This is a genomic window from Shimazuella sp. NTD250, from assembly GCF_059510375.1.
On record NZ_JCAJZS010000004.1, the window covers coordinates 413,964 to 434,546 of the forward strand.

The window sequence follows — 20,583 nt, forward strand, 5'->3', positions numbered from 1 at the left end:
GATGATGGAGGAATAACATGGGCAAATATTTTGGAACCGACGGTGTTCGGGGAGTAGCTAACTTAGAATTAACACCAGAACTAGTTTTCCGTTTAGGGCGTTTTGGAGCTTATGTGCTTACCAAACAAAAACAAAATGCTAAAATGGTAATCGGAAGAGATACCAGGCTTTCTGGAGAAATGTTAGAAGCCGCATTGATTGCTGGTATCACTTCAGTTGGGGTTGATGTAGTTCGATTAGGTATTATCAGTACGCCTGGGGTTGCTTTTTTAACCAAACAATTGGAAGCGGATGCAGGTGTAATGATCTCAGCTTCTCATAACCCTTTCCCGGATAATGGAATAAAATTTTTCAATGCTAATGGCCAAAAGTTAGCAGATCATATAGAAAATCAAATTGAGCAGTTGCTCAATGAAGATGAAGATGCATTGCAAAGACCAATAGCCGATAACATCGGACGTGTAGTAGATGATTCTAAATCTTATCAACATTATTTAAACCATTTAAAATCGACTATTGATATCGATTTATGCGGTATTCATGTAGTGGTCGATGGAGCAAATGGAGCTGCATACCAACTAGCTCCACAATTGCTTCGTGAACTCGGAGCGGACGTAACTACTATTCATAGTACTCCTGATGGAAAAAATATCAATGTTGATTGCGGGTCCACTCACCCAGAATCGTTGCAACAAGAAGTTATTGCAAAAGGTGCTCATATCGGTTTGGCTTTTGATGGGGATGCAGATCGATTAATTGCGGCAGATGAGAATGGTGAATTGCTCGATGGGGATAAGATTCTCTTTATTTGCGGACAATACCTCAAAGAACATGGTCAATTAAATCAAGATACCATTGTGACAACTGTTATGAGTAACATTGGCTTTTTTAAAGCTGCCGAAAATGCAGGTCTGCTCACAGAAAAAACCAAAGTGGGAGATCGATATGTGTTAGAGCGAATGCTTTCTGGAGGCTACAACCTTGGTGGTGAGCAATCCGGTCATATTATTTTTCTCAACTATAATACAACAGGAGATGGACTGCTTTCTGCAATTCAGCTATTGCGAGTGATGAAAGAAACAGGAGCGCGTTTGTCTGATCTGAGTGCTCGTGTAACAACATATCCTCAGTTGTTGAAAAATGTAGAAGTAAAGAGCAAAGAAGGCTGGGAACAAAACGAAGCAATCCAAACTGCAATCCATGAAGTGGAAGGTCAATTAAAGGAAAATGGTCGGGTTCTCGTTCGTCCTTCCGGTACAGAACCTCTGATTCGTGTCATGGCAGAAGGGCCAGATCAAGAGGTAGTGAAACAGTATGTACAAAAGATTGCAGATGTAATTCAACGTGAAATGGGTAAATAAATCCGGCCAGGTTCTTGGTTGAACTTGGCTTTTTCTTCCTTAACTCTTTACTTTTACGTGTAATTTGAATAGGATAGTGTAGTGGATTCTAAATAGTTTATCCATCTTTTGAATAAGGGGTGATGCTTGGAGCATTAGGAGATATGTATTTTTAATATGCCGTTAAGCGCCAGGACTGCAAGCGTTGCAGTTGACGAGGAGGAGGTTTATCGATTTTTATCGGCGGATGCCTCCCGGTGTTTCGTCTACACCGACGACTCTCTATACAATTCAATTGGGTGACCAGCTGAGCAAAAATAGAGGGAAGACGAAGAGAAGAAGGATACTGTACCTTGAAAATTTGATTATTGATGGAGGATTGCATATGTGTGGAATCGTAGGATATATTGGTTTGAAACAAGCTCAAAATGTACTATTGGAAGGTCTAGAAAAGCTGGAGTATCGTGGATATGACTCCGCTGGGGTAGCTATTTATAATGGAAATACGATCGGAGTAAAAAAGACAAAAGGCCGGTTGGCTGATTTGGCTGGACATCTTGATGAGAAAACATTAACTGGCCAACTAGGAATTGGTCACACCCGATGGGCTACACATGGTAAACCATCCGATGCAAATTCTCATCCACATGTCGATGGAGAAGAACAGTTTGCTGTTGTTCATAACGGTATTATTGAAAATTACATTGAGTTGAAAGAAGAGCTCATCAGCAAAGGTCATACATTCACTTCTGAAACGGACACAGAAGTGATTGCTAAGTTGTTATCGGAAATGTACGATGGAAATCTTGTTTCGACGGTGAAAAAAGTAGTTGCACGCCTTCGAGGTGCATATGCTCTTGGAATTATCAGTAACTATGAGCCTGATAAACTAGTTGCTGTACGTTTGGCCAGCCCTCTAGTAGTAGGCATTGGTGAAGGTGAAAACTTTATCGCTTCTGATATCCCAGCTATTTTGAAACATACCCGTGATGTATATATCCTTGAAGATGGAGAAATGGCTGTTTTGGATGAAAACGGTGTGGAATTGATGACCACAGAGGGTACACCTGTTAAGCGTGATGTTTTGCGCGTAACTTGGGATATGGAAACAGCTGAAAAAGGCGGATTCGACCATTTCATGCTAAAAGAAATCTACGAACAACCAAAGGCAATTCGCGATACTTTAGCTGGACGGATTAAAAATGGATTGGTTGACCTTTCCCAAGAAGTTGGATTGACAGCAGAAAGTGTAAAACAGATCAATAAAATACATTTCGTTGCATGTGGTACGGCTTATCATGCAGGGTTAGTAGGGAAAACTGTTTTAGAACAGTTAACCCGTATCCCAGTTGAAATTGATGTTGCTTCTGAATATCGATATCGCAATCCGATCATTGATGAGCATACATTGGTTGTTGTGGTCAGCCAATCGGGAGAGACCGCAGACACATTGGCTGCATTAAGAGAAGCGAAAAGACATGGTGCTCGTGTTTTAGCTATCACCAACGTGGTAGGTAGCAGTGTTTCTCGTGAAGCTGATGATGTTATTATCACTTGGGCAGGCCCAGAAATCGCAGTGGCATCGACGAAAGCTTATACTTCTCAATTGATCGCTATTTATCTGTTAGGAATGTATCTGGCACAATTGTTGGAAACAAGCGCAGTTGCATCATTTGGTACTCTGTTTGAAGAAATTCAGTCCTTACCTGAAAAAACAGAAGAGGTATTAGAACAAGCAGATAAGATTGCTGCCTTTACCAAATCAATTGTTCACCATGAACACCTATTCTTCTTAGGTCGTGGGATGGATTATGCAGTAGCATTAGAAGGATCACTCAAATTAAAAGAGATTTCCTATATCCATTCCGAAGCATACGCAGCTGGTGAATTAAAACATGGAACACTAGCTTTGATCGAAGAAGGTATTCCGGTTATTGCACTTGCTACTCAACATGCTTTGTTTGAAAAAATGGTCAGCAATATCCAAGAAGTAAAAGCCCGTGGTGCACATGTACTCGGATTGGCTTCCCAAGGGGATAAGGAACTCTTAAAATCTGCCGACGAAGTAATGTACATTCCTGCTATCCACGATCTGTTCGCTCCTGTGTTAGCAGTAGTACCACTACAGCTTCTCGCTTACTATGCTTGTGTGGAGCGTGGATATGATGTTGATAAACCACGTAATCTAGCAAAAAGTGTAACCGTAGAGTAATAAAATATTTTTTAAGGAACGGTATGAAATTTTCATGCCGTTCTATTTAATTTATAGGTTTTTTAGATGAATGATTTTTAATAACTGTTCAGCCATATAAGTAGCACTATATTTAAACCCTTGATTGATCCACTCAATGATCATTCCCAATATGGCATTAGCTTGATAACTTGCATACAATTCCTCGTCTAAGTCAGAAACATATGCCACATGTTTGGATAAATCTTGTAATACTAGCTGCTTTAATTCATTTATAATTCGATTGTGAAAGCTTGATAAAATGTTTGTTTTAACAACAAGTACATAAAAATTGGCATACTTTTCAACATGATGAAAGATCGTAATAGCAGAAGCAGTTAAATCTTTTAAGACGAATGTTTCTGCCTTTTCATATGGTTCTAGATAGGATGCAATTAAATCTTTGATAACATCATGGACGACTTCGTCTAACAGCTCTTCTTTAAATTGATAATGCTTATAGAACGTGCCGCGATTAAGGTCTGCTCCCTGGACGATATCGGTAATTGTAATCTCTTTGAATTCCTTGCTTTTCATTAAAAGAAGCAAGGAATTTTTTAATGCAGTTTTAGATTTTATTATTCTTCGATCTAACTTTTTTTCAATGTTAGTCATTTACAGCCTCCCATGTTGATTTTCTACAGTTAACAAACAACTATGTATGGTATTAGTGATTAGGCGACAGAACACTTGGTCTTTGCTGATTGAAATGTTTTACATAAGAGTATTATACTTTTTATAGAAGTTAATAAACATCTGTTCATTAAAATTCTGATTTTATTGGACAATTGGAGGAATTTATCATGAAATTAACAGATAAAGTCGCAATCGTAACCGGTGCAGCTTCAGGTATGGGGAAACAGATTGCTATTTTGTATGCCAAAGAAGGAGCAAAAGTTGCCGTATCGGACTTGAATTTGGACGGTGCTAGAGCAACAGTGGAGGAGATTGAAGCTACTGGAGGTATTGCTTTTGCGATTAAAACAAATGTGGCTGAAGAAGCAGATATACAAACTTTAATCGATACTACAGCAGAGAAATATGGGACAGTAGATATATTGGTGAATAATGCAGGCATAATGGACAACTTTGAGCCTATTGGTGATGTAGAAGATGATAAATGGGATCGCATTTTTGCTATCAATACAAAGAGTGTCATGCGTTCCACTCGAAAACTTCTGCCTATTTTCTTAGAAAAGCAAAGTGGTGTAATCGTTAACATTGCTTCAGCTGGGGGATTGTATGGGGCCCGTGCAGGTGCAGCATATACTGCATCCAAACATGCAGTAGTTGGTTTGACAAAAAACACTGCTTTTATGTATGCGGAACAAGGCATTCGCTGTAACGCGATCGCTCCCGGTGGAGTTGAAACGAACATCATGTCATCTATGACAAACATCAATGAATTTGGAATTTCTCGCCAACAACTCGGTATGGCAATTAACCCGAGGACAGGAAAACCAGAAGAGATTGCAAAAGTTGCATTATTTCTTGGCTCTGACGATTCTAGTTTTGTAAATGGTACAGTTATTACGGCAGATGCAGGCTGGTCTGCTTATTAAGATAAACAATTTTGATAAAATAGAGGAGATCATCTGAGTTTTCAGATGATCTCTGTTGATTTATTTATTGAATGTTTTGTATATTATCTAGCGGATTTTGCGTAATTATTTAATAAACTCTAGTAAATCTTTGTTGAATCGATCTCGGTGTGTGATATATAGACCATGAGGAGCATTCTCATATACAATAAATTTATTATTGGGTATCAATTGTGCTGATATTGCCCCACAATATTCAATTGGCATGGACTCATCACTGTCGCCGTGAATGATTAAAGTTGGGACGTCTATTTTCGCAACTCCCTGGATCATCTGAACGCTCATGTCCACGACGATCATAAGCAATACAACGTATCCCTTTGCTGCTTAGATCGATCATTTGGTAATTCCACATAGTAGAACTCAATGACCACCCTGAAATAAAAATGACTGGTTTCCCTTCTCCCCATTCTCGATAAAAAAGTTTTGTCTGATCTATTGATTTAAAATATGGCATTTTCTATTCCTCCTTAGTTATTACTGACACTTTTACTCACATTCTTCAGAAACGTCTTCATCATATTTAAAAGAGTTCAACTTCTTTTTGATTACAATATAAAGATACTTTCCTATCAGTATTGCATCAATGTTGTATTTCTTATGGTATTGATCGGTTTCAATAATGATGAAAAAAAAGATAGTGTAACGACAAGAATAAGAAGTCTCCAAAAATATTAATTTGACAATTTTATAAATTCGATATTTTATTATAGTGAGGAATAGACCTTCGACTCGAAGAAAGGAAATCCAATGTGGCAACCAGATAAAGAAATCTGGAATCGGCAGACTCTGCTCGCAGTCGCAGTGGAGTGTGCGATTATGCTCAACATCGATGTCTATGGGAGCAGTTATACCTTATGGATGAAGCTCCAAGGGCAAGCTTCTGTCATCACACTTGTCGCCACTCTAGTCACTGTCACTAGCTTTATCGGTTATGCACTAGTAGGTGTCCTCGTAGACCGATTCGGCACCAAAGCAGTTCAGTTGTGCTCTCTCCTTTTCATGCTGATCGCTGGAATCGGAGTTGCGGTGGCAGATGGTTGGTATGCCTTGTCATGGCAGATCTTGCGCTTCTTTCTCTGTGGGATCTTGTGGATCGCCAATGATACCCAGCTTCGTGGCCTACTCCCTGAAGGCGAGAAAAAGATGTCAGGAGTAGGTAAACTCAAATCGATTGGGACACAGGTCTCGATCTTCGGGGTACTGACTGGTTCTGTGCTCGTGAGTGAGTATCGCGAAGTATGGTATTGTCTTGGTCCGAGTGCAGCAGCAGTAGCTATCATTTGCTTGCTGTTGTCGGAACAGTCCAACCATGTACCAGAGCACGCGTCTATTCTTCCGGACAAGGAAGTTTTTCGATTGACTTTCCCTGTAATTGGGATTGCGGTCTCTGTAAATGTGTTGATCACCTATATCGTCATTGATCTTGGTGTGCGAAATGGTTCGCTGGTCAGGACTGCCATCTACATTGGCGCAAGTATCTCTGGCTGGCTGCTTGCTTTCTTGTTCAAGCAGCATCTCAGTGAGCGGAACTTCATTCGTATTGCTATCATTGCAATGGCTGGTGCGATGCTGATGCTCAACTGGTCGAACGTCATCGTTTTGACCATTGCTTCTTTGATCATCGGAATTACGTACAGCACTGTGTTCAATCAGATTTTGGGTGAAAAGACCTTTAAACTGACTGATCAAAAGGGACGAGCTGCTTCTACCTCCGTTTTGATCTATGGAATCGGGGGGATTGTCGGTGTAAACTGTTTCGGCTGGATTCGAGAGCAGATGGGTTCAGATGTGATGTACCTTTCACTTGCTGGGCTCATGTTGATCTCTCTGCCGCTGTTTGAGTGGACATTCCGAACTTCTGCCGCTTGGAAAAAGGATGGGTAAGGGGATCTATATCCTTTAGATGGATGGTCATTCTGCAACCTGCAAAGGATGTGGAATGACCATCCGGGCTTTTATTGTTTATCGCTATTTGCTGATTCAGTTAGCCAATTTTCCAAATAAAATAACCCAGCTGTGTACTAAAACAGCTGGGTTTGTGAGTACAGCGAGCTAGTCGCCAATGTTGTTTAGCACACACGCTTTTATTTTTGAATCTTATAATGCAAATGTACAACTCCATTTCCAAGTGATTTAACATCAACCAATTCGATAGGTTTAAATGTATACTCGGTTTTATTTATTAACAGATTCAACCCTTTTCCTTCGAGCACTGGGGCAATATTAAAGATAATTTCATCCACTAGATTTTCGGTAAGAAAACTATTGTGCAGATCAGCTCCACCAGAGAGAAGTGCAGTGTGATGCCCTTTTTCGTTTAGAAACTGTAGTGCTTCTTGTGGAGACGAAACAATAGTGACACCTGGTATTTCTTTGTTACTGCGAGAAATTACTACTATGTCTAAATTTGCAAAATCTTCTCCCCCGCCTCCGCTGGCTAGCATTCCTTCAAATGTTTTTCGACCGACGATAAAGTTCCCAGCAGTTTTTGCATGAGTGGCAAAGTCTTCAAGTGCTTCTTTTTTTGGTGGATTTTCTGGACCTGATTGTGCATAGTTTCCATTTGCAGATAAAGTTGCCCATAAGATTGTTTTCATGTTAAATAACTCCTCTTATTTTTTTAAATTTTTTTGTGGTTGCTACATATCGAATCGCTGCTGCAATCCGATCAGGGCGATCTTCTTGAACATAGTGAGATGCATCTTCTAAAATTTCAGTTTGATTGTTTGGTAAGTATTTTTGCCATTTTTCCATTTCGCTAAGCGGAAATCCTGCACTATCTTTGGTTCCCCAAAGAATTTGTGTTGGAACATGGCTCAAACTGGATAGTTTTGACTCAGTCTCCGCTAACCATTTATGTGCCTTACGAATGCTTCTAGGAAATACCCATGTGGGCTTCCTGGATGCTGGTGTAGGAAAAGGATCAGTATATGCTTTTTTGAGTGTTTCTGTAATTTTCTCCTTATGGTGAATGCCACCCGGAACAATTGTTTTTGCAAAAAAGTTTTTTCTCGTTTGCAGCCAATATCCCAGCGGCCAGCCGCCCATTGCAAGTGAGAAAAGTTTCATAGCTGGAAGTGCTGCCGGCCAAGCCCAAGTATTCATCAAAACAATTCCGCTTATATTTTCCGGGTGGTTAACGGCATAACTCATTCCAATTGGTCCACCCCAATCTTGGACAACGATCACAAAATCTTTTAGTTGCAGCTGTTCTATAAATTGGTTAAGAGCTTCTGCATGTTCTTGTGGTGTATAGTTGTAGCTGCTTGGAGCCTTGGACATTCCCAATCCAGGGTAATCCAATGCAACAAGCCGATAATCCTGTCGGAGTTCCTTAATCACATTCCTATATAAATAAGACCATGTTGGATTTCCATGTAGTAAAAGGATCGTTGGACCTGTACCTTCGTCAATATAATGAATATGTCCATCTTTGTATTCCATCCATTTATCTTCAAATGGGTATTCTGATTTATCTACTTGAAAAGGTCGTTTCATTTTGTTTTCCTCCTCGAAATCATTTTCTTATGTTGAACTTGATTTTATCTTAGACTATGATGGTGACAAAACTTGTCGTAGTTAAAAAGAAAATGAAAAAAGGAATAAAAACAAATGTCCAATAAATCTCAACGTCTGATTGAATTGATGATGACAGTAAATCGAAAGCGGAAATTTACAGTAAGAGAATTGGCTGATGAATTTGGTGTATCTAAGCGAACGATATTACGGGATTTGCAGGATTTAAGCGGATTGGGGGTTCCTTTGTATTCAGAAGTCGGCCCGCATGGTGGATATCAAGTGTTGAATGAGCGTGTATTGCCACCTATTGCGTTTACAGAGGAAGAAGCAGTTGCTATGTTCTTTGCGAGTCATGCCTTGAGGCACTATTCTTCGTTACCTTTTGAAGAAGAAACTGCTTCAGCTTTGAAAAAGTTTTATTTTTATATGACAGGGGACGTTCGGGACCGAATTGATCAGATGAAAAACCGATTCGATTTTGTTATTCCTATTCGTCAGACAAAATCTCCTTATTTGTCGATTTTATTAAAAGCAGCTGTCGAGCAACGAGTGATTAAAATAGAATATAAATCCAAGTCAGAGCAATCTATTCGAGAAATTCAACCGATCGGTGTATATGCTAGCAGCGGTCTATGGTATTGTCCCGCATATTGTTTTATGCGAAAAGATATCCGACTGTTTCGCTGTGATAAAATCACCGCTGATATCCAATTTTCCGAGACAAATCCAATTGATCTGAAAGATGTTCATCTTGGTAATCGTATGTCGATGAGAAAAGGGAATAATGCTCCCCTAGATATGTATGTAGAGTTGAATTCAGAAGGTGTTCAGCGATGTGAAGCTGACATCGGGAGCCGTTTTCCAGTAAATGTGAGGGAAGATGGAACTGGATGGTTAGAAGCTAAAATTCATAAACGAGATACATTATTTTTAGCAAAAGTATTTATTGGATTAGGAACAGATGCTATGGTACAAAAACCAGTAGAATTAGTTGATGAGATGAGGAAAATACTAGTAAAAATCATGAGCCAGTACAAAGGAAACAGCCAATGAGTCGAGAACGGCTGTTTTCTTTATATTTCTTCCATTAGTTGAGCCATTTTGTACATAAAGCTGTTATAATCGTTTGCTTTGGTCAGCTCTTTGACATTATCCCATTCCGATAGAACATTGATAAAACTCTCGAAGACATTGGTAAATAACTTTCCTTCCTGCTTTTGGACGGCAATCATCGCGATGATTTGTACTTTTTCTGCTCCCCATTGAACAGGTGTATCATTGCTGATAATACTTATGCCAGTTTTGGGATGATGTCATGTGATGGAATATCTCATCATGCAACGCCAAAACCAGAAGATGTATTTGCGACCATGAGACGCAATCAAATGGAGTATTTCTTTGCGGATGTCTTACTCAGAGGATTTTATCCAGGGTATGTATTTTGATTTTTTGAAGATCATGGATTTGATATTCAAATTGAAGAACAAGATGAAGAGGATCTTAAAAATACAGCTGATTTCCTTACTTTTTCTTTTTATTACACCCGTATACCAGATGCAGAAAGTGTAAAAAAGGAAAATTCATCCTACATTAATCCATTACTACCAGCGAGTGACTGGGGTTGGTCCGTTGATCCGATTGGATTAAGAACCACACTAAATATGTATTATGATCGATACCAAGTTCCAATCATGATCACGGAAAATGGGATTGTGGCTTATGATAAACTAGATGAAAATGGCGAAATTCATGATGATTATCGGATTGATTAACGGAAACACATCGAACAAGTGAAAAATGCAATTTCTGATGGCGTAGTGTCAGAGGAATTACCCATGGGGACCAATTGATATTGTCAGTTGCTCTTCATCTGAAATGAGTAAAAGATACGGCTTCATCTATGTTGACAAAGACGATCAAGGAAATGAAACTCTGTCAAGGAAAAAGAAAGACAGTTTCTATTGGTATAAAAATGTTGTTGCATCTAATGGTGAAGAACTGTAATACTAAATATACTGGACAAAAATTATAGTTCTAAATAATGAGGGAAGATGAGGTTGTGTATTTCACTTTGCTTATGAGTATACTACCAGAACAACCTTATCTGACCTCTCTTTAACTCTAACCGCAGTGTACATAGCAAAGTTAATGAGTTGCAGGGAAAGAAGAACTTTATATTTTTGTTTTAGTAGATGAGAGAGTATAAATTTTATCTTATCTACAAAGCGAGATTAGGAGTATAGCGACTTGTGCCCTAGTCTGAGGTGCATAAGTGCAACTGAGCCTCTGTCTGCGCCTTGAAAGGTAAGATACATCGACAAGTTTTCTTTAGAGATTTTTTTATTTTTACAAAAGATTAGGAGGATCATGATGAAAGAAAAAACATTTACGGTGATAGAAGAGGCAGGTATACATGCGCGTCCAGCTAGCCTTTTAGTGAGCAACGCAAGTAAATTTAGTTCAGAAATCAACATAGAATATAAAGATAAAAAAGCTAATTTAAAATCTATCATGGGTGTAATGGCATTAGGTATTAAAAAAGGCGAGACAATTAAAATAACCACAGAAGGTTCTGATGAGGATGATGCGATCGTCAAGTTAGAAGAGTTACTAAAAAGTTCGAATATGGCTAGTTAATTTCTATAAGAAAAGCGCTGTTCCTATGAAAGATACAGCGCTTTTCTACTTTATGAATAACCGCTTTTTTTGAAGCGATTCTTTTTGAATACAAGAAGCGGGCATACTCTGAAGATTAAGCAATTCTAGTTTAAGAAGGTTTTTCTTTCATTTTGCCGAATTAACTACTATCGATTTGAAAGGTGAGAATGTTATGTCGAAAATACTTTTATCTGTAAATGGGATGTCTTGTCAACACTGCGTTCGAGCTATTGAACAAGCAGTTGGCGCACTAAAGGGAATGCACACCGTAGTGGTCGATTTAAATAAACGGGAAGTAACGGTGTCTTTCGATGAACAGCAATTAGAGATTGAACAGATAGTGGATGTTATGTTGGAAGAAGGTTATGAAGTAGAAAAAAAGCAATTAGTTGGTGTATAAGATGAAAAACAAATTGGGCTTCCTATTGGTCAGCCCATTATTTGCGTAAAAATAAGTATGAAAGAAACGATTTCGTTTTTGCTTCCAATTGAGCTAGTTCTCTTTCTTCTTGTGCGATTACTTGGTCTAACCAATCAATATCATTTTTTATTCTTGTTCGTAAGCCATCCCGTTTGATCACAAATTCTTCCGTTGTCCATTTTTCATAACTTTTTCGATCGCTCACGGCTAGTACCAACCCTCTTTTTCTGCTTGGTCGGTGGTTTCTTTTAGATCCTCGATGTCGCGAAGAATTTTTTCTTGGAGCTCCTCTTTCCGCTCCTGTCCACTTTTATAATCTTCTTCCATTAAGCATCCCTCCACCCCCAATTATGATACATTTTTAATGATAAACCATATATTACCCATCTGCAATATTCATATTTTTACAAAATTAGTAAGAAAATTTGGGCAATATGTGTCTATTGGATGTCAAAAGACTTTAATCAATAATATATTCAAAGATTTTTTTGAAGCTAAAAAAGCTAGCCTTGATGTGGCTAGCTAGAAATCATATTTTTGCTTATATTTTTGTGGTAACAAAGAAAATGAGAACCAACATAACGAGTAAAGATAGGTTTAAGATCATGATGTATCGTTTTAAGAATGAGGCAGTTGTACTGCTTGCAGCAGATTCTTTTGCTGCTTTCAGTAGTTTTTTACCATAAAAAGCAATAACTAAAATAAAAACGATAACAAAGAGAGATCCAACTCGTTCTTTGACCAAAAGCCAGAGTGGTTTATTTGCATCATATTTCATCAACATATACAATCCGGTGATCAAAGCTATTACAGAAGTTGGAATCATCATGGTAAGGTTCCAGCGATGTGCTGTTGCGAGTGAATTGGCCATGATGGTTTCATCATTGGTACGGGTTGCATTGCGAAGATACATGGCCATCAAAGTAGTTGCACCAAACCAAGTCGCTACACAAAGTACATGAATAAACAAGCTTATTTTTACATCCCACATGTTTGTATTACTCCTTCGTTTACCTATGTAAAATATGTTATACAATTGTCAATGATATATTATCATGAAGCAAAACAAAGATTCCACTTTGAGAGTAATATGTGTGATAAAAACCTTAGAATATAATTGAAAATTAGAAAAGGTGTGGAGTAGTGATTGTAGGAATAGGGACAGATATCGTTGAGTTGTCGCGTATAGAGCAGATTGGAATAGACCGATTAATAAACAGAATATTAACTCCGAGCGAACAAGCTTTGATACCAGTAAAAGAGAAGCGAAAGATAGAGTTTGTAGCAGGACGTTTTGCTGCAAAAGAAGCAATTTCCAAGGCTTTAGGCACTGGAATTGGGGCGGATTTTGCTTTTTATGATGTCTCGATTCTTTCGGATCGACTTGGAGCTCCTAAAACACAATGGAAAAACCAAGAAAATAAGCCTGCCATTCATTTGTCTATTTCTCATAGTGATCATTATGCAATAGCGATGGTAGTCTTGGAAAAATAGCCCTTCAACAGAGGGCTATTTTTTTTCACGAATAACCGGTTTTTGCAAGCATAAACATGTACCAATTAGAGGTTAGACAAGTACCTTGCTTCCTAAAAATCATAAGGAGGAGAGAAATGCAAGCTAGATGGGCTGGTGTACTCTGCTTATTTTTATTGTTGACTGCTTGTGGTCCGAAAGATTCAAAAGATGTAATAGAAGATTTAACTGATCGTTCTCAGCACTTGGAGTCGTATTCCAGTCATGGAACTATGACGATAAACAATGGACAAGAGCCACAATCCATTGACATTGAGGTTTGGTATCAGAAGCCTAATTTTTATCGGGTAGCACTTACAAACACAAAGAAAAATATTACACAAATCTTATTAAAAAACAAAAATGGTGTGTATGTATTGACTCCACATTTGAAAAAAAGTTTTCGTTTCCAAAGTGATTGGCCGCTTAATAGTGGACAAATTTATTTGTATCAATCAATTTTACAAAATGTGATTACAGATCCGAAGCGGCAATTTCGAACAGAAAAGGATGATTATCGTTTTGACGTAGCAACGAATAATGATTACCATCGTACTTGGGTGAAACAACAAATATGGTTGGATCAAGATTATTTACCAAAACGGGTAAACATTTTAGATGAGAATAATCATGTGATGGTCCAAGTCAAGTACGATAAGTTTAAACTAGATACTACATTTGACAAAAATGCTTTTGATATGGACCGTAATCTTCAAGGGTTACCAGAGAACACAAAGCAAACCATGGCAGATACATCAAAAACATTATCTGCTGTAACTCCTGGATACTTGCCTAGTGGTAGTAGATTAGTAGATGAAGAAACTATTCAAGGTATGCATGGACCTATTGTTGTGATGCGATTTATGGGGAAACAACCGTTTACACTCACCCAAAGGGCAGCGAAAACAATGGAAACTAGTACGTCGATGAAAGGTGATCCTATTGATCTTACTGATGCAGAAGGTGTTTGGATGAAATTTGCCACCCAGCAACATCTTTCTTGGACAATGGATGGGAAAGACTTTGAATTGGTAGGAAATATCCCACTAGAAGAGATGCAAAAAATCGCCAATTCGGTATTAAATCAAACTGAAAAATAATAATTTGTTTTAAGCAATGGCCAATTTTGTTATAATAAGACTAATTATTTTCATTTGGCTATTGCTGGGGTGAACGGTAGTGGAGCATACGTATTATCGAGATACCCGTATTGAAGTGGATCTTGATGCGATTGAGCATAATATTACTCAGTTTCGTCAAATTTTACCTGTTGGAACGAAAATCCTTGCAGCGGTAAAAGCCGATGCATATGGACATGGAGCTGTTACTGTTTCACTTGCTGCGATCTCTGCAGGAGCAACCCATTTAGGTGTAGCATTTGTAGATGAGGGCATTCAGTTAAGAGAAGCACAGATAAGAGCTCCTATTCTTGTGTTTGGGTATATTCCTCCACATGCTATTGAAACAGCGCTTTCGTTCGATTTGACTTTTACGGTCTTTGATCAAAATCATGTAAGACAGATTGAACAGGTAGCGCAGAGATTGAGAAAAACTGCGAAGATCCATTTAAAAGTAGATACAGGGATGGGTAGATTAGGAATAGCACCAAATGAAGTTATTTCCTTTATCAACCAGCTTAATAGCTTGAGATGGGTGGAACTTGAAGGAATATATACGCATTTTGCTACAGCTGATGATGAAAACTCAAATTACTTTGAGCATCAGTTGTGTCTATTTGAGGAGATTTTGCAACAATTAGATGAATTAGGGATTGAAATTCCACTCAGGCATGCTGCTAATAGTGCTGGTGCTTTGCGTATGAAGCAAAAATGGTGTAACTTAGTACGCATAGGCATTAGTATGTATGGATTTCAGGATGTATCAAATCCAGATGTCAAGTTGAAACGTGCATTGAGTTTGAAATCAGCTATTACACAACTTAAATGTTTGCCTAAGGGTTCAGGTATCAGTTATGGCAAGACGTACACGACTTCCACCGATGAATGGATCGCGACCATTCCAATCGGGTATGCTGATGGACTGCCTCGACATCTTTCCAACAATGGGATAGCGCTAGTCGGTGGTATCCGGGTTCCAATCGTAGGTCGGGTTTGCATGGATCAAGTGATGTTGAGAGTAAGTGAGGCAATGCCAGTGGCTGTCCATGATGAAGTAGTTTGGATTGGCAAACAAGGTGGTGAGGAGATTACAGCTGATGAGATTGCAGAGCAAATCGATACGATACACTATGAGATTGTAACACGTCTCGGTAGCCGAGTACCTCGCCTGTATTTCCAAAATGGTCAACTTGTTTCAGCTCGGAATGCACTTTATTCTGAAGCGGGAACAAAAGATAAAAGGAATTTTCCTATTTTGCACGAATAAAGTTACAATAAATACTTCCTTTCTTGGAAACCTTAAAAAATAGTTGCAAGTGAAGGGAATATTTTGTAAATTAGATCACATGAGCAGTGCTCATCCCACTGGTAGTAGGTTACCTCTTTATTGCGATTTCTGAGACGAATAAATTTTCTCAAGGGGTAAATCTATTCGAGGTAAAAAAACTAGAACGCTGGTGGCAGGTGTTCCATCTATGCAGTCATTTTTAACTGCATAGGATGGGCTGATGAGACAGCCCTTAATTAGGAGTCGCACAAAATAGAAATGGAATGTGTGCGTTAACTGCCTAGAATCTCAATATGGCCTATTTTTATATTTGCTAGGAATGTTTTTCGTTTGCGATGTTTTATATCGTATATTTTTGCGTTCCATTCAACATAATGGTAGTATTATGTGGTGTTATAGGGACATTACAGTAAAAATTGTAGGTTTTACTAAATATCGCTAACGGTGTAGATTGGTTGGGGGTGCACATATTTTGTCTAGTACCAAGAGAATCATGATCAGCCTACCGAAAAATTTGCTTCAAGAAGTGGATGGTTTGGTAGAACAGGATAACTCCAATCGAAGCGAATTTATTCGTCAAGCGATGAAGTTGTATCTCCGTGAGAGAAAAAAGCGCTTCATTCGAGAGATGATGAAAAAAGGGTACATGGAAATGGCTCGAATTAATCTAGGGATATCACACGAAGCTTTTCAAGCAGAAGAGGAAGCGGATTGTACCTTGGATCGTTTGGTTAGCGGGGTGTAGGTATCTTGATCGTAAAGCGTGGCGATGTGTATTTTGCTGATCTTTCCCCTGTGGTCGGATCCGAACAAGGTGGGGTTCGGCCTGTTTTGATTATTCAAAACGATATAGGAAACCGCTTTAGCCCCACTGTGATCGTCGCCGCGATTACTGCCCAGATACAAAAGGCCAAGCTACCTACCCATGTGGAGATTAATGCTAAAGCATATGGTTTTGATCGAGACTCGGTCATTTTACTGGAACAGATCCGGACGATTGACAAACAGAGGCTGACAGATAAAATTACTCATCTTGATGAAGAAATGATGAGTAGAGTAAATGATGCACTTCAGATAAGTTTAGGACTTATTGATTTTTAACATTTTATTTAGCAGGTAGGGATACCTGCTTTTTTTTATGTTTATTTCGCTTCTTTACGGGGAAATGATTTTGTGAATTCATCTAATGTTCATTAGCACTTGCATAACAATGTATTTGGTTAGTCTCAAACGGAAAGCATGTCTAATATCTATTTTGGAAAAATGAAGAAAACAAATTGAAGAAGGTTTTTGATTTTGAAACCCTCAGGAGGATGAATTGCAATGAAGGAACAACCCCTTGATCTGGTGAATTTAGTCATTCCCGCCAAAACTGATTTTGTCAGTATTGCTCGTTTAGCGGTCTCTGGGATTGCCAATCGGATGGGTTTTTCTTATGATGATATTGAGGATTTAAAATTAGCAGTATCTGAAGCTTGTACAAATGCAGTAGATGCACTATATACGGATGGAGATGGTGACATCAGAGTATGTTGTAATATATTCTCCAATCGCCTCGAAATTGAAGTAGCAGATCAGTGTATAAACGAAGAAGATTTAGAAAACCTAGAATTAAAAGCATTACGTGAACAAGAATTGGGATTATATTTTATCGAATCACTGATGGATCAAGTCGATGTTCAAGACGAGGGAGGGGTAATAGTTAAGCTGACTAAATTTATAAAAGAGAATGGAGTGGAGGAGCATGCCGGGTCGCCCGCATCCTACCCGACTCGATGAAGATCAAATTATTGAACTAGTCGATCGGTATAGGCGGGAAGGAGATAGAGAAGCCCAGGAACAGCTAGTCACCCAGTTTCGCGACTTGGTGGAATCCGTCGCATACAAATTTTCACGCGGGCAGGAATTATATGAAGACCTTGTACAGGTAGCAATGATTGGTTTACTCGCTGCGATCAAACGATACGATCCAGAAGTGGGCAGAAGTTTTGAAAGTTTTGCTGTCCCTACGATCGTTGGGGAAGTAAAACGTCATATACGTGATAAAACCTGGAGCGTCCATGTTCCTCGCAGAATCAAAGAATTAGGTCCTCGCATTAAAAAAGCAGTGGAACAGCTCACTATCAATTTACAACGATCCCCATTGGTTACGGAAATCGCAGAATACCTAGAAGTCACACCTGAAGAAATTTTAGAGACAATGGAAATGGGTCGAAGTTATCAAGCAGTCTCCATGGACTCTCCAATCGAATCTTCAACCGAAGGAAATCCCCTTACATTGTTTGATCTTGTGGGGGCAGAGGATGAAGCATTTGAAAAAATTGATAAGCAATTATTATTAGAGAAAATTTTTCAATCGCTCAGTAGTCGTGAAAGAGAAATTTTAGAGTTGATTTTCTTTGAGAACTTGAGTCAAAAACAGGTGGGGGATCGTTTAGGGATTTCCCAAATGCATGTTTCCAGATTGCAGCGTCGTGCCCTCAAAAAGCTTCGTCAAACGATACGCATGGATTTGTCGGAAATCATTTAGACAACTGTGATTCTACATAACAAATGCTTTCCCGAACCCGCTGAAGAAAGCTACAACTTGTCCACTTTGTGGGCAAGTTTTTTTCGTTATCCTGTTTTACATGTGATAGTTAAGTATGCCAAAATAGAGAGCGAACACAAGTTTAGGTGGTGTAAAGATGGAAGTTATGGAAGCAACTGTAGATGTTATGGATTTAATTGAGCAAGTAGCTCGAGAGTTATCATTTCGAGTAGAACAAGTAAAAGTAACGATGGAATTGCTAGAAGCGGGGAACACGATACCATTTATTGCGCGTTATCGAAAAGAAATGACTGGAGAACTGGACGAAGAACAGCTTCGCCAAATTGAAGAAAGATATCGCTATATTGCAGGGTTGTATACTCGAAGAGATGAAATTATCCGATTGATAGATGAACAGGGGAAGCTGACAGAAGAACTGCATCAAAAATTAGTGAAAGCGACCAAACTCCAAGAATTAGAAGACTTATATCTCCCTTACCGTCCAAAACGAAAAACTAGGGCGAGTATGGCTAGAGAAAAAGGTTTGGAACCTTTAGCTAAAATCATTTTAGATTCAAAAGAGATCGTCAATAGCGAAGAATTGGCAGCCTCTTTTGTAAACGAAGAGAAAGATGTCAAATCCGTTGATGAAGCCATCAAGGGGGCACTGGATATTCTCGCAGAGGAGATTTCAGAAGACGCTGACACGAGGAAATGGGTACGCACCTATACTTGGAATCAAGGGGTACTAGAATCAAAGGCAGTAGATGCTGATGAGTCTACTGTTTATGAGATGTACTATGACTATCAAGAACCAATACGTACCATGCCTTCTCATCGTGTTCTTGCCGTTCGCAGAGCAGAAAGAGAAGGAGTGCTGAAGCTAAAGATTAAGCTACAAGAGAAAGAAGTTTATACTTTACTTCGTAAATGGTTCCCTCACGAAAATACATACACGCTGCCGATTATGCAAGATAGCTATAAGCGCTTGATTGCTCCTTCTATTGATCGTGAAATACATGCAAAAATGCTGGCAGATGCGGAAGAAAAAGCGATTGATATCTTTAAAGAGAACTTAAAACATCTATTACTCCAATCACCGATTACTGGCAAAGTAGTACTCGGGGTTGATCCTGCATACCGGACTGGATGTAAATTAGCAGCAGTAGATGATACAGGAAAATTATTAGATATTGATGTCATCTATCCTACAAAGCCAAATGATCGAGTGGAAGAAGCAAAGGAAAAAGTTCATGCGCTACTAGAAAAATACCCAATTAGTTTGATTGCAATTGGCAATGGAACTGCTTCAAGAGAAACAGAAAATTTCATTGCAGAAGTTATTCAGGAATCTGATAAAGATCTGTACTATGTGATTGTCAATGAGGCTGGTGCCAGTGTTTATTCTGCTTCTCCACTGGCGAAAGAAGAGTTTCCTGAGTTAGATGCAGCCAGAAGGAGTGCAGTCTCAATAGCAAGGCGGCTGCAAGATCCGCTAGCAGAATTAGTTAAAATTGATCCAAAATCGGTTGGTGTTGGACAATATCAACATGATGTTAATCAAAAGAGACTATCAGAGTCATTAACCCAAGTTGTGGAGTCAGCTGTTAACTATGTCGGAGTGGATGTCAATACTGCTTCTCCATCTTTGCTCCAATATATCTCAGGGGTGAGCAAAACAGTATCAAAAAACATAGTAGCAGAGCGTGAAAAGATTGGAAAATATACGAACCGAAAACAGCTTACGAAAGTACCAAAACTCGGAGCTAAAACATTTGAACAATCTGTTGGATTTCTGCGTATTCGTGAAGGAGATAATCCACTCGATAAAACACCTATTCATCCTGAATCTTATCCCATTGCCGAACAACTTTTGCAGATACTCGGTATTTCAGTAGAAGAATTGGGTCTCGATCAATCCAAGGAAAAGTTAAAAAAAGTCGATGTATCAAAAATGGCATTGGCATTAAATAGTGGTGTACCGACACTTAGAGATATGATCGATTCACTACTCCGTCCTGGAAGAGATCCTCGGGAATCTTTGCCTAGTCCTATTCTTCGGTCAGATGTGTTAAAAGCGGAAGATTTGGAGACAGGAATGCACTTAAAAGGAACCATTCGCAATGTTGTGGCCTTTGGGGCATTTGTAGATATCGGATTAAAAAATGACGGGCTTGTCCATATTTCCAAGCTCAGCAACCGATTTGTCCGCAATCCGATGGATGTAGTTACAGTCGGGGATATTGTGGATGTATGGGTGCTTTCTGTAGATAAAATCCGAGACCGGGTCAGTCTTACTATGGTACAAGAATAAAAGGAAAGCTAGGTAGCTCACCTAGCTTTTTTTGCTGAAAATTTCATTT

25 protein-coding genes are annotated in these 20,583 nt (G+C 38.9%); 17 read left to right on the top strand and 8 right to left on the bottom strand.

What is annotated here, in order from left to right; all coding sequences use genetic code 11:
* The first annotated feature begins 17 nt into the window (after window positions 1-17).
* Together glmM and glmS are read left to right on the top strand one after the other, a co-directional pair.
* Window positions 18-1,361, top strand: a complete 1,344-nt coding sequence (gene glmM, locus AC5WOF_RS13040; protein ID WP_496050385.1) for a phosphoglucosamine mutase — start codon at window positions 18-20, stop codon at window positions 1,359-1,361.
* A 364-nt stretch (window positions 1,362-1,725) separates the two neighbouring features.
* A complete protein-coding gene (gene glmS, locus AC5WOF_RS13045; RefSeq protein ID WP_496050386.1) occupies window positions 1,726-3,552 on the top strand; it encodes a glutamine--fructose-6-phosphate transaminase (isomerizing) in 1,827 nt (608 codons plus the stop codon).
* Window positions 3,553-3,603: 51 nt separating this feature from the next.
* On the opposite strand, the gene AC5WOF_RS13050 is transcribed toward glmS, so the two are convergent.
* Complete coding sequence (locus tag AC5WOF_RS13050) at window positions 3,604-4,185, bottom strand: TetR/AcrR family transcriptional regulator (protein ID WP_496050387.1); 582 nt, start codon at window positions 4,183-4,185, stop codon at window positions 3,604-3,606.
* A 188-nt stretch (window positions 4,186-4,373) separates the two neighbouring features.
* Here AC5WOF_RS13050 and AC5WOF_RS13055 point away from each other — a divergent pair, with 188 nt between their 5' ends.
* Complete coding sequence (locus AC5WOF_RS13055; RefSeq protein WP_496050388.1) at window positions 4,374-5,132, top strand: SDR family oxidoreductase; 759 nt, start codon at window positions 4,374-4,376, stop codon at window positions 5,130-5,132.
* Between the two features lie 105 nt (window positions 5,133-5,237).
* On the opposite strand, the gene AC5WOF_RS13060 is transcribed toward AC5WOF_RS13055, so the two are convergent.
* The gene (locus tag AC5WOF_RS13060; RefSeq protein ID WP_496050389.1) at window positions 5,238-5,471 is read right to left on the bottom strand and encodes an alpha/beta fold hydrolase; all 234 of its coding nucleotides are present in this window, start codon (window positions 5,469-5,471) and stop codon (window positions 5,238-5,240) included.
* Complete coding sequence (locus AC5WOF_RS13065; protein WP_496050390.1) at window positions 5,386-5,628, bottom strand: alpha/beta fold hydrolase; 243 nt, start codon at window positions 5,626-5,628, stop codon at window positions 5,386-5,388. The genes AC5WOF_RS13060 and AC5WOF_RS13065 overlap by 86 nt, the downstream gene beginning before the upstream one ends.
* A 293-nt stretch (window positions 5,629-5,921) precedes the next feature.
* On the opposite strand from AC5WOF_RS13065, the gene AC5WOF_RS13070 reads away from it, so the two are divergent.
* Window positions 5,922-7,058 carry an MFS transporter gene (locus AC5WOF_RS13070; RefSeq protein ID WP_496050391.1) on the top strand — a complete coding sequence of 379 codons (1,137 nt, stop codon included), beginning with the start codon at window positions 5,922-5,924 and terminating at the stop codon, window positions 7,056-7,058.
* A 200-nt stretch (window positions 7,059-7,258) separates the two neighbouring features.
* Here AC5WOF_RS13070 and AC5WOF_RS13075 read toward each other — a convergent pair whose 3' ends face one another.
* A complete protein-coding gene (locus AC5WOF_RS13075; protein WP_496050392.1) occupies window positions 7,259-7,771 on the bottom strand; it encodes a dihydrofolate reductase family protein in 513 nt (170 codons plus the stop codon).
* A gap of 1 nt (window position 7,772) precedes the next feature.
* Window positions 7,773-8,672 carry an alpha/beta fold hydrolase gene (locus AC5WOF_RS13080; protein WP_496050393.1) on the bottom strand — a complete coding sequence of 300 codons (900 nt, stop codon included), beginning with the start codon at window positions 8,670-8,672 and terminating at the stop codon, window positions 7,773-7,775.
* Window positions 8,673-8,786: 114 nt separating this feature from the next.
* On the opposite strand from AC5WOF_RS13080, the gene AC5WOF_RS13085 reads away from it, so the two are divergent.
* A complete protein-coding gene (locus AC5WOF_RS13085) occupies window positions 8,787-9,746 on the top strand; it encodes a helix-turn-helix transcriptional regulator (RefSeq protein ID WP_496050394.1) in 960 nt (319 codons plus the stop codon).
* A 20-nt stretch (window positions 9,747-9,766) separates the two neighbouring features.
* Here AC5WOF_RS13085 and AC5WOF_RS13090 read toward each other — a convergent pair whose 3' ends face one another.
* Entirely contained in the window at window positions 9,767-9,988 is a 222-nt protein-coding gene (locus tag AC5WOF_RS13090) for a PTS sugar transporter subunit IIA (protein ID WP_496050436.1), read from the bottom strand.
* A gap of 180 nt (window positions 9,989-10,168) precedes the next feature.
* Here AC5WOF_RS13090 and AC5WOF_RS13095 point away from each other — a divergent pair, with 180 nt between their 5' ends.
* The 4 genes from AC5WOF_RS13095 (at window position 10,169) to AC5WOF_RS13110 (ending at window position 11,751) form a co-directional block, all read left to right on the top strand.
* On the top strand, window positions 10,169-10,465 hold the full coding sequence (locus AC5WOF_RS13095; RefSeq protein ID WP_496050437.1) for a family 1 glycosylhydrolase: 297 nt from the start codon (window positions 10,169-10,171) through the stop codon (window positions 10,463-10,465).
* Window positions 10,466-10,568: 103 nt separating this feature from the next.
* Window positions 10,569-10,697 (top strand): family 1 glycosylhydrolase, encoded by a 129-nt coding sequence (locus tag AC5WOF_RS13100; protein WP_496050395.1) that lies wholly within the window; start codon window positions 10,569-10,571, stop codon window positions 10,695-10,697.
* Window positions 10,698-11,063: 366 nt separating this feature from the next.
* Window positions 11,064-11,330 (top strand): phosphocarrier protein HPr, encoded by a 267-nt coding sequence (locus tag AC5WOF_RS13105; protein WP_496050396.1) that lies wholly within the window; start codon window positions 11,064-11,066, stop codon window positions 11,328-11,330.
* 193 nt (window positions 11,331-11,523) lie between these two features.
* Entirely contained in the window at window positions 11,524-11,751 is a 228-nt protein-coding gene (locus AC5WOF_RS13110; protein ID WP_496050397.1) for a heavy-metal-associated domain-containing protein, read from the top strand.
* Between the two features lie 37 nt (window positions 11,752-11,788).
* Here the strand turns inward: AC5WOF_RS13110 and AC5WOF_RS13115 are convergent, their stop codons facing one another.
* Together AC5WOF_RS13115 and AC5WOF_RS13120 are read right to left on the bottom strand one after the other, a co-directional pair.
* On the bottom strand, window positions 11,789-11,977 hold the full coding sequence (locus AC5WOF_RS13115) for a hypothetical protein (RefSeq protein WP_496050398.1): 189 nt from the start codon (window positions 11,975-11,977) through the stop codon (window positions 11,789-11,791).
* 336 nt (window positions 11,978-12,313) lie between these two features.
* The gene (locus AC5WOF_RS13120; RefSeq protein ID WP_496050399.1) at window positions 12,314-12,763 is read right to left on the bottom strand and encodes a DUF2269 family protein; all 450 of its coding nucleotides are present in this window, start codon (window positions 12,761-12,763) and stop codon (window positions 12,314-12,316) included.
* A 152-nt stretch (window positions 12,764-12,915) separates the two neighbouring features.
* On the opposite strand from AC5WOF_RS13120, the gene acpS reads away from it, so the two are divergent.
* From acpS to AC5WOF_RS13160, 8 genes are all read left to right on the top strand, one after another.
* Window positions 12,916-13,266 carry a holo-ACP synthase gene (acpS, locus tag AC5WOF_RS13125; RefSeq protein ID WP_496050400.1) on the top strand — a complete coding sequence of 117 codons (351 nt, stop codon included), beginning with the start codon at window positions 12,916-12,918 and terminating at the stop codon, window positions 13,264-13,266.
* A 116-nt stretch (window positions 13,267-13,382) separates the two neighbouring features.
* A complete protein-coding gene (locus AC5WOF_RS13130; RefSeq protein ID WP_496050401.1) occupies window positions 13,383-14,384 on the top strand; it encodes an outer membrane lipoprotein-sorting protein in 1,002 nt (333 codons plus the stop codon).
* Between the two features lie 79 nt (window positions 14,385-14,463).
* Window positions 14,464-15,669, top strand: coding sequence for an alanine racemase (alr, locus tag AC5WOF_RS13135; RefSeq protein WP_496050402.1), 1,206 nt, complete (start codon window positions 14,464-14,466; stop codon window positions 15,667-15,669).
* A 514-nt stretch (window positions 15,670-16,183) separates the two neighbouring features.
* Window positions 16,184-16,435: a CopG family ribbon-helix-helix protein gene (locus AC5WOF_RS13140; RefSeq protein ID WP_160800440.1), complete on the top strand. Its 252-nt coding sequence runs from the start codon at window positions 16,184-16,186 to the stop codon at window positions 16,433-16,435.
* 5 nt (window positions 16,436-16,440) lie between these two features.
* Window positions 16,441-16,791 (top strand): type II toxin-antitoxin system PemK/MazF family toxin, encoded by a 351-nt coding sequence (locus AC5WOF_RS13145; RefSeq protein WP_240875848.1) that lies wholly within the window; start codon window positions 16,441-16,443, stop codon window positions 16,789-16,791.
* 222 nt (window positions 16,792-17,013) lie between these two features.
* Window positions 17,014-17,469 (top strand): anti-sigma B factor RsbW, encoded by a 456-nt coding sequence (gene rsbW, locus AC5WOF_RS13150; protein WP_496050403.1) that lies wholly within the window; start codon window positions 17,014-17,016, stop codon window positions 17,467-17,469.
* Complete coding sequence (gene sigB / locus AC5WOF_RS13155; RefSeq protein ID WP_240875850.1) at window positions 17,435-18,220, top strand: RNA polymerase sigma factor SigB; 786 nt, start codon at window positions 17,435-17,437, stop codon at window positions 18,218-18,220. Before rsbW ends, sigB begins: the two co-directional genes overlap by 35 nt.
* Before the next feature lie 157 nt (window positions 18,221-18,377).
* Window positions 18,378-20,534, top strand: coding sequence for a Tex family protein (locus AC5WOF_RS13160; protein ID WP_496050404.1), 2,157 nt, complete (start codon window positions 18,378-18,380; stop codon window positions 20,532-20,534).
* Window positions 20,535-20,583: the final 49 nt, after the last annotated feature.

Bases quoted from the DNA above. Each gene is read 5' to 3' on its own strand.
- glmM (WP_496050385.1), top strand. From the start codon at position 18: ATGGGCAAATATTTTGGAACCGACGGTGTTCGGGGAGTAGCTAACTTA.
- glmS (WP_496050386.1), top strand. From the start codon at position 1,726: ATGTGTGGAATCGTAGGATATATTGGTTTGAAACAAGCTCAAAATGTA.
- AC5WOF_RS13050 (WP_496050387.1), bottom strand. From the start codon at position 4,185: ATGACTAACATTGAAAAAAAGTTAGATCGAAGAATAATAAAATCTAAA.
- AC5WOF_RS13055 (WP_496050388.1), top strand. From the start codon at position 4,374: ATGAAATTAACAGATAAAGTCGCAATCGTAACCGGTGCAGCTTCAGGT.
- AC5WOF_RS13060 (WP_496050389.1), bottom strand. From the start codon at position 5,471: ATGATCGTCGTGGACATGAGCGTTCAGATGATCCAGGGAGTTGCGAAA.
- AC5WOF_RS13065 (WP_496050390.1), bottom strand. From the start codon at position 5,628: ATGCCATATTTTAAATCAATAGATCAGACAAAACTTTTTTATCGAGAA.
- AC5WOF_RS13070 (WP_496050391.1), top strand. From the start codon at position 5,922: ATGTGGCAACCAGATAAAGAAATCTGGAATCGGCAGACTCTGCTCGCA.
- AC5WOF_RS13075 (WP_496050392.1), bottom strand. From the start codon at position 7,771: ATGAAAACAATCTTATGGGCAACTTTATCTGCAAATGGAAACTATGCA.
- AC5WOF_RS13080 (WP_496050393.1), bottom strand. From the start codon at position 8,672: ATGAAACGACCTTTTCAAGTAGATAAATCAGAATACCCATTTGAAGAT.
- AC5WOF_RS13085 (WP_496050394.1), top strand. From the start codon at position 8,787: ATGTCCAATAAATCTCAACGTCTGATTGAATTGATGATGACAGTAAAT.
- AC5WOF_RS13100 (WP_496050395.1), top strand. From the start codon at position 10,569: ATGAGTAAAAGATACGGCTTCATCTATGTTGACAAAGACGATCAAGGA.
- AC5WOF_RS13105 (WP_496050396.1), top strand. From the start codon at position 11,064: ATGAAAGAAAAAACATTTACGGTGATAGAAGAGGCAGGTATACATGCG.
- AC5WOF_RS13110 (WP_496050397.1), top strand. From the start codon at position 11,524: ATGTCGAAAATACTTTTATCTGTAAATGGGATGTCTTGTCAACACTGC.
- AC5WOF_RS13120 (WP_496050399.1), bottom strand. From the start codon at position 12,763: ATGTGGGATGTAAAAATAAGCTTGTTTATTCATGTACTTTGTGTAGCG.
- AC5WOF_RS13130 (WP_496050401.1), top strand. From the start codon at position 13,383: ATGCAAGCTAGATGGGCTGGTGTACTCTGCTTATTTTTATTGTTGACT.
- AC5WOF_RS13140 (WP_160800440.1), top strand. From the start codon at position 16,184: ATGATCAGCCTACCGAAAAATTTGCTTCAAGAAGTGGATGGTTTGGTA.
- rsbW (WP_496050403.1), top strand. From the start codon at position 17,014: ATGAAGGAACAACCCCTTGATCTGGTGAATTTAGTCATTCCCGCCAAA.
- sigB (WP_240875850.1), top strand. From the start codon at position 17,435: ATGCCGGGTCGCCCGCATCCTACCCGACTCGATGAAGATCAAATTATT.
- AC5WOF_RS13160 (WP_496050404.1), top strand. From the start codon at position 18,378: ATGGAAGTTATGGAAGCAACTGTAGATGTTATGGATTTAATTGAGCAA.